The sequence below is a fragment of the Enterococcus sp. DIV0546 genome, from assembly GCF_051712785.1.
Classification (GTDB): domain Bacteria; phylum Bacillota; class Bacilli; order Lactobacillales; family Enterococcaceae; genus Enterococcus; species Enterococcus faecalis.
This window is the reverse complement of sequence record NZ_JBIOPO010000001.1, coordinates 260,009-273,768: the sequence shown is the minus strand read 5'-3', so window position 1 is coordinate 273,768 and position 13,760 is coordinate 260,009. Positions and strand designations below refer to the sequence as shown.

Here is a 13,760-nt window from a genome sequence, read left to right as displayed (position 1 = left end):
AATCCTTTACTTCCTTTTGACCGCTTCATCCACTCGTGATTGACTAATTAGAACGTGAAGTCTGGCGTAAAGTCTCCTTCATATGGTTCATGTTCTACAAAGACTTTAATTTCTTTGCCATTGTTGTCTTTACCCATTCGTGTATACGTAAAACGTTTATCATTTAATTCTGTTAATTCTAACGCAGCTCCATATTTATTGTCACCAATTGAAACGTGGGCCCGGATTTTGTTATTATCAATTACTTGGAAGTAACCAAAATCTCCACGGGTTTTACCCGTTTCTAAATCAAAGAATTCATATTTACTTGTTTTATTATCAAATTTCGCTAAACTAATAAACATTTTATTTGCTTCAGTAACATCGTTACCGTCTTCATCTAAAACTTTCGTGCCATTCCATAATGTAGCCCCTAAAATGTCATCCCCAGGTTCACTGGTAACAATCTTGCCAGTTTCTGTTTCTAAATCTTTACGGCCATTCGTAAAGGTTAATTTCTCGTCAGAATAAGGGATATGTTCTACAAAGACTTCTACATCTTTCCCGTCTTTATCTTTACCCATTCGCTTATAGGTAAATTTATCTTTCGTCACTTCCGTTAAATCGACCACCGCTTGATAGTTTTGTGTATCCGAAATTAAGATACGCTTTTCGCCATCGTCTGTCACAAAGAATGTGCCTTCATCGCCACGGGTTTCACCTGTTTCTTTGTCGAAAAATTCATAAAAACCTGTTTCACCATCATATTTTGCTAAACCAATAAAATTAGCATTTTCTGCTGTTAAATCATTATTATTTTTGTCGTAAACTTTTGTGCCTTGCCAATCAGTACTGGATAAAATTTCTGTTAATTCTTGTCCTTTTGATTGCTCTTTAGCTGGTTCTGCTGAACTAGAGACTGCAGTGCTTGAGCTAGCTGCACTTGATTTATCTGTTGCAGAGTTGGCTCCGCCAGCACAGCCTGCAATCAACAACGTACTAAAGGTTAATAAGGTAATCGTACTAAAAACTTTTTTCTTTTTCATAGTTGGTAATCCCCTTTTTTCTTTTTGATATACCTAGAATAGCAAAGCCTTATAAACTCCTACTTGCCGAAAAATGAACAAATTATAAACAAATGAAAAAAAGTTAATAACAATACTAGCTTTTTTTTGTTCACTTGTAATACACTATAAGTAAGAAATAGATTAAAACCACTAGGAGGGACGCTTTTGACCATTAAACGCCGCTTTTTTATTTCTTATATTAGTGCCATCATTATTACTTTAGCCTCTGTTTTAGCTGTTTTATCCTTAGCTTCTTACATCACATTAGGAACTGTCCCCAGTTTGCCCCAAGCTTACCGAATGATGAATAAGCAACGACCATTGACCGCTAACGAAGAAGAAAGTTATTTGGCCTTAGATCAATTGTTTAAAAAGTCACCGAAATTACTAGATACGCCTTTAAGTAAAGAATTAAAGGAAACGATTCAAACAATTGAGGCAAAAGGATTAAGTGTGATTATTCGAAAGAATGCACGGTTTCCTTATTATTCGGATAATTTAGTAGAAAAATCTTTGTCTGTACATATTCCAAACTACGAAATGAATAATATTATGCCAACTGGCACACTGGATAATGCAGGGCGTCTATATCATTATGTCAAATCCGATTTTCATTATTTAGATGGTTCTAACGGGAGCTTTATTGTCTTGAAACGCGAAAGCAGCCTTTTTGAATTCTTCACACGCTGGATTATCTGGATGATTTTGTTAATTATCCTTGTAGCAATTGCGGCAGCTTGGCTCATTAATAAGCGCTTAACCAAAACCACTATCGAGCCATTAGAAGCATTAGAAAAAGCGACTAAAACATTGGGTAAGGATGCCCAAAAAGAAAATCCATTTACACCAACTAGCCACCAAACCGTCTCAACAGAAGTCAAACAGCTCCAACTTAGTTTTGAACAAATGTGGCAAGATTTAGAAGAAGCCAATGCGGAACGCGAAAAATATGAAGCTAATCGGAAAGAATTAATTGCAAATATTTCTCATGACTTAAAAACACCAATTACTTCTATTATTGGTTACGTTGAAGGTTTGATGGATGGCGTTGCCAATACTGAAGAAAAAAAACAGCGCTATTTAACGGTCATTCATGAAAAAAGTTTAGGCCTCAATGATTTAATTGAAGAATTATTTTTGTATTCTAAATTAGACCTAGACCGTGCTGTCTTTACAATGGAAAAGACCAATTTCACTCGTTTTATTGCACATATTCTTGAAGAATACCGTTTGGAACAAGAACTCGTGATCACTTCTGTACTTCCCACCGAAGCTTTATACGTTCAAATGGATCCAACGCAGATGAATCGCGTGATTACCAATCTAATTCAAAATAGCATTAAATTTGCGGATCCAAATAAAGAGCAACTGGCCTTTACGATTTCTTTAACGCATAATCAAACAGATTTAGTTTTAACCATTGCAGATAACGGCATTGGTATCGATAAAAAAGAATTACCTTATTTATTCGAACGTTTCTATCGTGTAGACAAATCTCGAACCCCAACAGTTAAAGGAAGCGGCTTGGGATTAAGTATTGTCAAACAAATTATTGACTATCATCAGGGAACAATCACTGTCACAAGTAAAAAAGGAGACGGCACCAACGTGATAATTACGCTGCCGTTGTTGGAGGATGAAAAATGAAACCACATGTATTAATTATTGAAGATGATCCAAGCATTGCTGATTTGCAAAAAGATTATTTAGAAATTAATGATATGACTGTCACAATCGAACATGATGGAAAAAAAGGATTGGAAGCAGCTTTAAATGAGCCCTTTGATTTAATTATTTTAGATGTGATGCTGCCAACTATGGATGGTTTTGAAATCTGTCGTGCAATTCGGAAAAAAAAGCAAACGCCGATCATGATTGTTTCGGCTAAAAAAGAAGATATTGATAAAATTCGTGGGCTTGGCTTAGGTGCTGATGATTATATAATCAAGCCGTTTAGCCCCAATGAATTAGTCGCTCGAGCAAAAGCCCATATGAACCGTTATCAATTGCTAAGCAAAGCAGAACAACCACCACAATTACTAAAAATCAATGAAATCGCTGTCGACACTGCCGCCCACAAAGTGTTTGTTTTAGAAAATGAAGTTATTTTTACAAGCAAAGAATACAAATTATTGGTTTTCTTGATGGAACATCCTAACCGTGTGTGGAATAAAGAAGAACTTTTTGAAAGTGTCTGGGGGTTTGATGCCTTAGATACTGAGGTTTCGACTGTCGTTGTTCACATTAAACGGATTCGGGAAAAATTAAAAAAAGCCAATCTCTCTGATTCTCCGATTGAAACACTCTGGGGAAGTGGCTACCGCTTCAATCGATAAAGAAAGCAAAAAAATAAGTCAGAGCCTAGAAATAGGCTCCGACTTATTTTTTTATTAATTTACACGAGAAAATTTTTGATAAAGTTGGTTGAAAACAATCATAAATTGTTCAATCTCTGCCATTGTATTGCTTTCATCTAAACTAATGCGCACAGCGGAAGTCGCTAATTCCCCTGGCACATGCATGGCATATAAGGTGCTGCTAGCCATTTTTTTCCGGCTAGAACAAGCACTCGTAGTCGAAATATAAATCTGTTTTTCTTCCAATGCATGGACTAGCACTTCGCCGCGGATCCCTTTCAAAGCAAAACATAAAATGTGTGGCGCAAAATGTTCATTATCTTGTGAAAAAACAGTCACATTTTGAAATTCTTCTAGCGCCTTTAATAAATAACTCCGTAATGTCGCCACATGTTGCGGCCGTTGTTGTTCGTTCTCTAAATGCAAACGCAACGCTTTGGCCATTGCCACAATTGCTGGTACGTTTTCTGTCCCACTGCGTTGGTTGTTTTCTTGCCCGCCTCCTGTTAAAAGCGGCGCTAAACGTTTTCCTTGTTTCCAATACATAAAACCAATGCCTCGTGGTCCATGAAATTTATGTGCAGAAAACGTTGCAAAATCCACCCGATCCGTTAACCACTCTGAGTAATTAACTTTCCCAATTGCTTGAACCGCGTCTACATGAAAATGAATTTTAGGAAACTCCGCTAAAACCTCGCTGATTTCTTTAATTGGTTGAATCGTTCCCACTTCATTGTTGACTGCCATAACAGAAACCAAAATCGTTTCTTTTCTAATTAATTTCTGTAATTCCTCGACTTTCACACGACCTTCTTTATCCACTGGCGCATAAGAAAGTTCAAAACCTAGTTCGACTAATTGTTCCGCTGTTTCTGTAACTGCTGGATGTTCCACTGCAGAAATAATGATGTGATTACCAAATTCTCGTTTTTCGATTGCCGTTCCTTTTAAAACCCAGTTATCTCCTTCAGTTCCGCCACTTGTAAAATAGATTTCATTTGCTGAAACATTGATTAGCTCCGCAATCTGCTTCCGTGCTTGTTGTAAGAGCCGATTCGCTTGGCTGCCTAAGTCATGCAGACTAGACGGATTGCCAATAATCCGCTGACTGGTTTTTACATATGTATCTAAAGCCTGGGGGTAAATCGGTGTAGTTGCACTATTATCAAAATAAATCATTTGTCACCCTTCTTTTTTAAAATTCTTTCCCATTATATACTTTCTAAAGTATCACTTCAAGTCACCACCACGCCATAAAAACAGAGGCTTGTCTGTCGACAAACCTCTGTTTAGTGATTGTTTAATTAAATTGCTGTTAGATTAGGGTTATTGATATTTTTAAAATAAAAATCTTCGATTCGTTTGAACGCTCCTGGCTCAACAGCTTCCAATGCCGTTCCAATTTCATCTAATGCATCTTGATAACGGAATTCTGTCGAGAATAAATACATACTTTTATCTAAAGCCGCTCGGACGTTTTCGTGAGTATGACGATAGCGGTTTGCATATTGCATCATTTGTTCTGTCAGAGCTGCTGCATTGACTAAATCTTTTGTTTTCTTATCTAATAACTCTAAATCATCTTCGCATAAGTCACACAAACGATTGATTTCATCCATGTTAATGCGCATTTTATTTAAGGCTCGGCTTAAATCTTCAATTCGATCTGTTGCCACATAGAAAAATTCTAAGTAATCAGCAGACAAACCTGGTAATCGTTGCTTTTCAACATACCGTTTGATACTCCGTAAACGGAATTCGTATTCGTCGACTTTTTCTTGGGCGACTTTTTCGCCTTTTCTTAGTTCTTTCAATGAAGCATCAATTTCTAATTGTTGATTTTCAATATCATCTAAAATCTTATAGCATTCTTTATAGAACGCTTGAATTTCAGAGTAAGGAACGGTATGTTCTTTCATTCGAGGTTCCAAGTCTTTTTGACGGCGGATAATTTCTTCAATTTCCGTTTGGAAGCCACGACTACGTCCTAGCTCGTTGTTGTTTAAGGTGTAGCTTTGTGATACATGGTCCAATTCAATCATTAATTGACGGTTATTTTTTAAGGAATGAGAAATATAATCGTCAATAATTTTTTGATTGGTTACGACATATTTCTTCGCTTCAATTTCACGTTCCATCACTTCATATAATGCATCAATCGCCGTTGCTGTGTCGCGATTTGCGACCTCTACTGCAGCAATCTCTGTTTTCTCTAAATCAGCCATTGAATTCTCGACACGTTTTTTCGCATGTTGAATTTCTTCAGCAAAGTTTTGTTCAGGGAACACATAATCGTCAGCTAATAATTGGTTGTAGCCTTCTTCGATTTCTTTTAATTGATCTGGGAAAGTTTCATTTAATTCTTCATACATTGGTGGAATCCGTTTCATTAAGTCTTCCAATTCATACGTATGACGTTCCGCATCTTCTAGGACTTCTCGAGCCTCGATTGGGTCCCCCGATGTATTTAGTGTGACAAATTGTGTGAATTCAATTTCGACGTTTCTTAATTGTTTTTGGATTTCGGAGTAAGCTGGACCAAAGCTAGCTTTATCATCTTTTAGTGATTTACTTAATTCTTCATAGACATCCAAAGCTTTTTGAACTTCTAATGAATTGCGCTCTTCACTTTCACGTAATTCTTTCAAGCCATTACGAATGACTTCCACTTCGGCTTCCATTTCGGTCATCGTTTCATTCGCTTCCACGACTGCTTTCTTCGCTTTCATGAAACGGAAAATTTCATTTTGATTTTCGACTTCATAAATTTGACTCTCTAGTTCGGCGAAAGAACGCGTCGATAGTTCTACCCAACGTTGATTCCATTCACGGAAACTATTTTGACTCTGTCCAACTAGATGCATTTTTTTAATGTCATCGATTTCTTCAAAGACTGGCAAGTCAAACAGGGCTTCTTTACGAACTTCTAATTCATCTAATTGTTCTTGATTTTTTTTGCGCATAAAATAACCAATTAAGTATAGCACCGCAGCAATAATAACGATTACTAGTACTAAAATGATAATCCAATTATTCTTCATTTTGGCTCCTCCGATAATTTTTCTATAATAAAAGAAAGGTTGTTTGTTCTCTTCACACGGTTATCTATTGTTCCTGACCCTTGAAAAAGGGCATTCTTGCAGAAATACCTATAGAAAATTATAGCACAAACTGTATATTCATTCACTAGTTATAACAAACTTTTTTAAGAAAACCCGCGATCTTCTTACGAAGGGGTTGATTCACTGCTTTCATCGATCCGATTTTCACTAATTTTTTTACAAATATCACTTAGTTGTGTTAAGAAGGCATCCGCTTGACTTTGATCCATCCCAAAGTGTTCATCGCGCATAGCCCAAACTTCTAGCCCAGCTTCTTTGGCAGAGGCAATGCCTTTTTCTGAATCTTCAATGGCTATACATTCCTGTGGCGCAACAGCTAATTCTTGTAACGTGTGCAGATAAATATCCGGCGCCGGTTTACTTTCTTCGAAATCTTCCCCACTCACGACCGCATCAAAATAACTACTTAATTGCCCCACTGTCAAAACCTCTTCAATTGCGTCTTTTGTGGAAGAAGAAGCTAATCCGATTTTATAGCCTTGTCTTTTTAAAAATTGTAAAACACGTTTCGCATTTTCATCAAGCACAGCTAAATAATCTATCGGATGCGCTTTTTTATAGGCTATGTATTGTTCATTTAAAAAAGCAATATCTAGCTCTTTTTTGTTGACTTGTTCAATCTTTTGCCATAATGAACGCATATCCGCACCGACTAATTCTGGCAAGGTTAGGCCCTCAATGGTCAAATCAAATTCCGCTAAAAATGCTTTACGTCGCTCATAATAATAAGCTTCGCTATCTACTAGGACACCGTCCATATCAAAAATAATGGCAGTTTTGGATTCTGTCATACTATTTAACTCCTTCGTTACGACTCATATCTTTACAGTTTAACAAAATTTTAAGGAAAAATGAAGAACAAATATTTTCATGATTTCCTAACTTTCTGAAAATAAGTGGTTGCTTTTCTAAATGTTTTTCGGTATCCTTTTACTAATCTACAAATGAGAAAATAATTAAAAACAGGAGTGATAAACGTGAACGTAGTTAAATTCGGCGGTAGCTCGCTAGCATCAGCACCACAGTTACAGAAAGTCTTACAAATCGTCAAGGAAGAGCCGCGCCGAACGTTTGTCGTTGTATCCGCTCCTGGAAAGCGAACCCCGCAAGATATTAAAGTGACTGATTTATTGATTCAATACTATCAGCGCTACTTAAATAATGAGGAAATTGAATCGACAATCTCTGCCATCATTCGTCGTTATGAAGATCTTTTTGATGAATTACACTTGGATAAAGCAGTTTTAGCTGATATTGCTATTTCGATTCGCCAATTAGCCACTTTACCAAAAGAAAACAATGCTTTTTTATTTGACTATTTTTTAGCTAGCGGCGAGGACAATAATGCAAAAGTTGTTGCCAGTTTTTTCAATCAGAATGGCTTAGATGCTCGCTACATTAGTCCGAAAGAATTGGGTCTCCTAGTGACACCTGAGCCAGGCAATGCCCGTATTTTACCAAAAGCTTTAGAGAAAATTAGTGCCTATCGTGAGACTCAACAAATCTTGGTTATTCCAGGTTTCTTTGGTTATACAGAAGCAGGCGAAATTTGTACTTTTTCTCGTGGCGGTTCCGATATCACAGGGTCCATTGTTGCCGCAGGTGTTCAAGCAGATTTGTATGAAAACTTTACCGATGTGGACGGAATTTATGTCGCCCATCCTGGAATTATTGAACAGCCTCAAACGATTCAAGAATTGACCTACAGAGAAATGCGGGAGTTAGCTTATGCAGGATTTGCCGTCCTCCACGACGAAGCCTTAATGCCTGCCTATCGCGCAAATATTCCAGTCGTTATCAAAAATACTAACAACCCACATCATCCTGGCACCCTAATTACCACTTCTCGCAAAGTGAAGCATGCCCCTGTTGTAGGAATTGCTAGTGATCAAGGGTTCGCAAGTATTTACATTAGTAAGTATTTAATGAATAGAGAGTTAGGTTTTGGGCGACGGCTTTTAGAAGTACTAGAAAAATTAGCCTTAAGCTATGAGCATATGCCCTCAGGAATTGATGACATCACGATTGTTTTAAGAGAAGACCAGTTAACAACTGAAATTGAAAATCGACTGATGGCCCAACTCCAAGAAGTTTTAGCGCCTGATGAGTTACGCATCACGCATCACCTTTCCATGATTATGATTGTCGGGGAAGGCATGCGCCAACGAATTGGGGTTACTGCTGAAAGTACAATGGCGTTAGCCAAAGAAAAAATCAACTTAGAAATGATTAACCAAGGATCTTCGGAAGTAAGTATTATGTTTGGTATCAAGAAAGAACAAGAGGAAAAAGCCATCAAAGCCTTATATCGGACGTTCTTCCATGATTAATGAAAAAGACGAATGAGAAAACTCATTCGTCTTTTTCATTGGTTTCAGTAATTTTCAATTGGCGTTGAATTTCCGCTTTAATTTTAGCTTCTGGCGCAAAATCTTGTTCCCAATTTTCAGGTTTTAATACTTTATTTGTTTCCGGATCATAATGTGGCTGCCCATCTGGAAATAATTTCCCCATATTGGCTTGATGAACGATTTCAATAATTTTTGTTGGATTGACGCCCATTAAGCAAAACGAACCATAAGTAAAATACAATAAATCGACTAGTGCATCCACTTCCTCCACTAAAGGATCAGATACTGGTTTGCCTTTCGCCAAGACTTTCTGCTCTGCTTTATCGACAGATTTTTTTAATCCGTCGACCAATTGTTGAAAAAGCACTTGGTCATTATTAGCTGCACTATATAAAAATTCCACAAGTTCTTCGACTTTAAACTCTGCTCGTCGACTGGCTAGCTCTGGCGAAAAAGCAGTTGGTTGCTCTGGTTGTTCTGGATTAAAAACCTCGTGGAATGCACAAGCCATTTCATAAGGGGATTGCTTTTCAGACATTCAGCTACCTTCTTTCTCAAAATAAATCTAATTGTTTTGGATTCAAATCATCGTAACTCAAATTCAAGACTTTTTGCATCTGTAGGGCGTTTTCTGCAGCATCGCCGCCAGAATTATTATTAAAAATTACGCCCACTTCTTTAGCTTCTTGCGACATTTTTAAAACAGCTTCGCTTAAATCAGCGATTTCCTGCGTATTATAATGATAGAGGGTTCTTTTTTTACGCCACTCTGCATCATTGGCTAACCAGCCAGCCGCATTACGTCCGTGAAACCGGAAGAGCACGAGATTAGGATTCGTTACATACGGATAAAAGGGCACTGGATTCGTAGGAATCTGCGGTTCATCTACAATCACAAGGGAAAATTGATTTTCTTTCATAAATTGCAACATTTGTTTTACAAAGTTTGGTTGATACCATGAATTATTTCGTAATTCAATGGCGATGGGTAGGTCTTTAAACCAGTGACGAATTTTTTGCAAGTAAGCGACATTTTCTTTCGTACAACCAAATGTTCCTGAAAATTGTACCAGAAAGGCAAATAATTTTTTACTTTCAATTAATGGGGCCATACTTTCTAAAAAGGCGGTGATCATTTCTTCTTCACTTGCATAATAGGTCTGCCACTCACCTTGACAACTGATTCCACTATAAACTTTCATGACAAAGCGAAAGTTTTCGGGAACTGCTTTGACCCATTCAGCTACTCGTTCTTTGGGAGGAATCCCGTAATACGCCGTGTCCATTTCAACTAGCGGTAAATGACTGGCATATTCATAAAGCGTGGCCCGTTTTTTTCCAGTTAAATAGTCGTGTTCACTAAAAGATGTTAACCCTAAGCGAATCATGTCCTTCCTCCTCTGCGTAACTTTTTATTTTTCTAAACCGTTATCTCAACTTAGTTGGTCCAATCGATATTCGCTTCACAATAGGTTTGACCATCAATCCGAATCTCATGGCGCGTTTTCAACTGATTTTCTTGTTCGACAATTTCGTAATGACTTTCGACTTCTTGCCCATATTCTACTTCTTTATCAAATTTCACAAGAATTTTTTTCGGTTGATGCGTTGTTAAAAAGTCATACCCTAACACATCCAATAACCAATTAAAGTAAATCGCATTATTAACATGTTGATTGCCATCAATATCAAAAAAACGCACACGATAAGGTAAAAAGTTCCCCTCTGTGACCTTTTCAATTTTTTCATGGCGATAAATTTTAGTGATTTTTTCAGAATCAAAAGGTGCAATAATTTCTGGTAGCACACTACTGATTTTCCGATTTTTTTGATCCATTAAGACAAAGGTTGATTTCACAAAGACACATTCATTGCCTTCTTCATCATGAACCCAAAAGTTACGATAACAAAAATACTTGTTATAACTCATAGCTTGCGTTGTAATTGCTACTTTTTCACCAACTTTTGGTAAGCGGTGAATCTCTATTTCATAATTGGTGATGACCCAGCCTAGACCAAATTGAGCGACATAAGCCGCATCTCTTCCTAGTAATTCTGTTTGTTCTTCTGATACTTTAATGACAACCGCTAACAAAGCCGGTATCTTCATTGCACCAGTAAAATCGCCGTCATAGTAGGCAACTTCATAAGAGGATGTATGTTTTTTTCCCACGAAATAATCTCCTTTTTCCAATGGCTACTTTCGTGTCATTGTTTCTTCTTAAAAGTATACCACGTGATTTCTTCAATTGCGATTCCGAATGAAAAATTAACAAAACTTTGAAAAACACTATTATTTATATTATTTAAAAACGTTCTTAATATTACTTTAAAAATATTTTTTTATTTTTAAAAATAACATTTCTTATTATTTGTATCCGAAAGATTATTATGTTATATTCCTATCTGTAAGCGTATACAAAATAATTTTTTAGGAGGTTTTTTCATGAAAAAGAGTTTATTAACAATCGTCCTGGCTTTTAGTTTTGTTTTAGGTGGCGCTGCATTGGCCCCTACTGTTTCAGAGGCTCATGGTTACGTAGCAAGTCCTGGAAGTCGTGCTTTCTTTGGTAGTTCTGCTGGTGGTAACTTAAATACAAATGTTGGTCGTGCACAATGGGAACCTCAAAGTATCGAAGCGCCCAAAAATACGTTTATTACTGGTAAATTAGCCAGTGCAGGTGTCTCAGGTTTTGAACCTTTGGATGAACAAACAGCTACTCGTTGGCACAAAACAAACATTACAACAGGTCCCCTTGACATCACTTGGAACTTAACTGCCCAACATAGAACTGCTTCTTGGGATTACTATATTACTAAAAATGGCTGGAATCCCAATCAACCATTAGACATTAAAAACTTCGACAAAATTGCTTCAATTGACGGTAAACAAGAAGTTCCTAATAAAGTTGTTAAACAAACAATTAATATTCCGACAGACCGCAAAGGTTATCATGTCATTTACGCTGTTTGGGGCATTGGTGATACGGTGAACGCCTTTTACCAAGCGATTGATGTGAATATTCAGTAAAAACACTCACATCTTAAACTAAATTAAAGGAGTTCTCAAAAAATGAAGTTAAAAAAAATAATTCCTGCTTTTCTCCTTCTTTCAACCGTTACAGTTGGCTTGTGGTTAACGCCTACTCAAGCTTCTGCAGATGCTGCGGATACGATGGTAGATATCTCTGGCAAAAAAGTGTTGGTTGGATATTGGCATAACTGGGCCTCAAAAGGACGCGATGGTTACAAACAAGGAACATCAGCATCACTGAACCTTTCAGAAGTAAATCAAGCCTACAATGTCGTCCCGGTTTCCTTCATGAAAAGCGATGGTCTGACACGGATTCCTACGTTCAAGCCTTATAACCAAACGGACACTGCCTTCCGACAAGAAGTCGCACAATTAAATAGTCAAGGTCGCGCAGTTTTATTGGCACTTGGTGGAGCAGATGCACATATCCAATTAGTCAAAGGCGATGAACAAGCCTTTGCGAATGAAATCATTCGTCAAGTGGAAACATACGGCTTTGATGGTTTAGACATTGACTTAGAGCAATTGGCGATTACTGCTGGCGACAACCAAACCGTCATCCCTGCTGCGTTGAAAATAGTCAAAGACCATTATCGAGCACAAGGAAAAAATTTCATCATTACGATGGCACCAGAATTCCCTTATTTAAAACCTGGTGCCGCTTATGAAACATACATTACTTCCCTAAATGGTTATTATGATTACATTGCCCCACAATTATATAACCAAGGCGGCGACGGTGTCTGGGTTGATGAAATTATGACTTGGGTTGCTCAAAGCAACGATGCTCTAAAATACGAGTTCCTCTATTATATGTCTGATTCATTAATCCATGGCACGCGCGGCTATCTACAGATACCAAACGATAAATTAGTCCTTGGTTTACCAGCAAATCGGGATGCTGCTGGTAGCGGCTATGTCGTTGAGGCTACCCCTGTAGCCAAAACTTTTGATCAGTTAGCAAAAGACGGTAATCCTATCCGTGGCTTAATGACTTGGTCTGCAAATTGGGACGTTGGTCAAGATGTCAACGGCAAGTCCTACAACAATGAATTTGCGACACGTTATAGTAACCTTGTAAAATAAAAGCTATTTTGAGACAGAACACCGCATTTGGTTCTGTCTCTTTTTAAATTTTACTCACCTGTCTTTCAATAATCCAAACAATGTTCTCTCGCCGTCTAACCAATTAATTTTAAACCAATCACAGAAACAATGATTAAAAAAATAAAAAATATCCGTCGTAGGTCTTTTGATTCACCTAAGAGCATTCCTAAAATAGCGCCTCCTGCTGTACCAATTCCTGTCCAAACTGCATAAGAAACGCCCATCGGTAATTGTCTCATCCCTAAATATAAAAATAAGAAACTACCACTAAACGCTAGAATTAAAATTAACAATGAACGTAAGTCTTTTTTTGTTGTAAATAATTTAATTGAACCTACGCCAAAGATTTCAAAACAGCCTGCAATAACTAAGTATAACCAACTCATCTTGTTTCCTCCTCTTTATTTCCAGTTACCATTTTTAAGCCAATTACACCTATTAATAACAGCAACAGAAAAAGAACTTTTCCTATGCCCAATGGTGTGTGGAATAAAAAATGATCTGTTACAATAGTTCCAGCACTACCTAAGCCGACAAATACAGCATAGGCTGTGCCGACTGGCAATTCCTCTCCTGCTTTAATCAGCGCATAAAAACTGATAAAGATTGCGATTACTGTCCCTAAAATCTCCCACCATGTTGTGCTATGCTTCATGCCAATGACCCAAATCACTTCACAAAAAGCGCCAAAAATAACTTTTAACCAAGCTTTACTCATCTTGTTTTCCTTCCCTTCCAAACAA

The 13,760-nt window shown here is 37.4% G+C and carries 14 protein-coding genes; 5 read left to right on the top strand and 9 right to left on the bottom strand.

Going from position 1 to position 13,760, the window contains the following annotated elements; translation table 11 throughout:
- Nucleotides 1-47: 47 nt before the first annotated feature.
- A complete protein-coding gene (locus tag IGJ24_RS01420) occupies nucleotides 48-1,025 on the bottom strand; it encodes a DUF4822 domain-containing protein (protein WP_002367855.1) in 978 nt (325 codons plus the stop codon).
- A 324-nt stretch (nucleotides 1,026-1,349) separates the two neighbouring features.
- Here IGJ24_RS01420 and IGJ24_RS01415 point away from each other — a divergent pair, with 324 nt between their 5' ends.
- Nucleotides 1,350-2,693 carry a sensor histidine kinase gene (locus IGJ24_RS01415; protein WP_164980811.1) on the top strand — a complete coding sequence of 448 codons (1,344 nt, stop codon included), beginning with the start codon at nucleotides 1,350-1,352 and terminating at the stop codon, nucleotides 2,691-2,693.
- Nucleotides 2,690-3,382: a response regulator transcription factor gene (locus IGJ24_RS01410; protein ID WP_002355236.1), complete on the top strand. Its 693-nt coding sequence runs from the start codon at nucleotides 2,690-2,692 to the stop codon at nucleotides 3,380-3,382. Before IGJ24_RS01415 ends, IGJ24_RS01410 begins: the two co-directional genes overlap by 4 nt.
- Before the next feature lie 54 nt (nucleotides 3,383-3,436).
- Here the strand turns inward: IGJ24_RS01410 and IGJ24_RS01405 are convergent, their stop codons facing one another.
- From IGJ24_RS01405 to IGJ24_RS01395, 3 genes are all read right to left on the bottom strand, one after another.
- Nucleotides 3,437-4,582: a cysteine desulfurase family protein gene (locus tag IGJ24_RS01405; protein ID WP_002358363.1), complete on the bottom strand. Its 1,146-nt coding sequence runs from the start codon at nucleotides 4,580-4,582 to the stop codon at nucleotides 3,437-3,439.
- Between the two features lie 125 nt (nucleotides 4,583-4,707).
- Nucleotides 4,708-6,444: a septation ring formation regulator EzrA gene (gene ezrA, locus IGJ24_RS01400; RefSeq protein ID WP_010822459.1), complete on the bottom strand. Its 1,737-nt coding sequence runs from the start codon at nucleotides 6,442-6,444 to the stop codon at nucleotides 4,708-4,710.
- Nucleotides 6,445-6,629: 185 nt separating this feature from the next.
- On the bottom strand, nucleotides 6,630-7,316 hold the full coding sequence (locus tag IGJ24_RS01395; RefSeq protein ID WP_002355232.1) for an HAD family hydrolase: 687 nt from the start codon (nucleotides 7,314-7,316) through the stop codon (nucleotides 6,630-6,632).
- 186 nt (nucleotides 7,317-7,502) lie between these two features.
- On the opposite strand from IGJ24_RS01395, the gene IGJ24_RS01390 reads away from it, so the two are divergent.
- A complete protein-coding gene (locus tag IGJ24_RS01390; RefSeq protein ID WP_002385384.1) occupies nucleotides 7,503-8,855 on the top strand; it encodes an aspartate kinase in 1,353 nt (450 codons plus the stop codon).
- Between the two features lie 22 nt (nucleotides 8,856-8,877).
- Here IGJ24_RS01390 and IGJ24_RS01385 read toward each other — a convergent pair whose 3' ends face one another.
- The 3 genes from IGJ24_RS01385 to IGJ24_RS01375 are packed head-to-tail and all read right to left on the bottom strand — an operon-like array spanning nucleotide 8,878 to nucleotide 11,049.
- The gene (locus IGJ24_RS01385; RefSeq protein WP_129193885.1) at nucleotides 8,878-9,414 is read right to left on the bottom strand and encodes an HAD family hydrolase; all 537 of its coding nucleotides are present in this window, start codon (nucleotides 9,412-9,414) and stop codon (nucleotides 8,878-8,880) included.
- A gap of 16 nt (nucleotides 9,415-9,430) precedes the next feature.
- On the bottom strand, nucleotides 9,431-10,264 hold the full coding sequence (locus IGJ24_RS01380) for a DUF72 domain-containing protein (RefSeq protein ID WP_002358361.1): 834 nt from the start codon (nucleotides 10,262-10,264) through the stop codon (nucleotides 9,431-9,433).
- Between the two features lie 50 nt (nucleotides 10,265-10,314).
- Nucleotides 10,315-11,049, bottom strand: coding sequence for an acyl-ACP thioesterase domain-containing protein (locus IGJ24_RS01375; protein WP_002355227.1), 735 nt, complete (start codon nucleotides 11,047-11,049; stop codon nucleotides 10,315-10,317).
- A 273-nt stretch (nucleotides 11,050-11,322) separates the two neighbouring features.
- Between IGJ24_RS01375 and IGJ24_RS01370 the strand changes: the two genes are divergently transcribed.
- Nucleotides 11,323-11,907, top strand: a complete 585-nt coding sequence (locus tag IGJ24_RS01370) for a lytic polysaccharide monooxygenase (RefSeq protein WP_002355225.1) — start codon at nucleotides 11,323-11,325, stop codon at nucleotides 11,905-11,907.
- Between the two features lie 42 nt (nucleotides 11,908-11,949).
- Nucleotides 11,950-12,996: a chitinase gene (locus IGJ24_RS01365; protein WP_289865481.1), complete on the top strand. Its 1,047-nt coding sequence runs from the start codon at nucleotides 11,950-11,952 to the stop codon at nucleotides 12,994-12,996.
- 95 nt (nucleotides 12,997-13,091) lie between these two features.
- On the opposite strand, the gene IGJ24_RS01360 is transcribed toward IGJ24_RS01365, so the two are convergent.
- Nucleotides 13,092-13,403, bottom strand: a complete 312-nt coding sequence (locus IGJ24_RS01360; protein WP_002355223.1) for a DMT family transporter — start codon at nucleotides 13,401-13,403, stop codon at nucleotides 13,092-13,094.
- Nucleotides 13,400-13,756 (bottom strand): DMT family transporter, encoded by a 357-nt coding sequence (locus IGJ24_RS01355; RefSeq protein WP_002386054.1) that lies wholly within the window; start codon nucleotides 13,754-13,756, stop codon nucleotides 13,400-13,402. The genes IGJ24_RS01360 and IGJ24_RS01355 overlap by 4 nt, the downstream gene beginning before the upstream one ends.
- Between the last annotated feature and the right edge of the window lie 4 nt (nucleotides 13,757-13,760).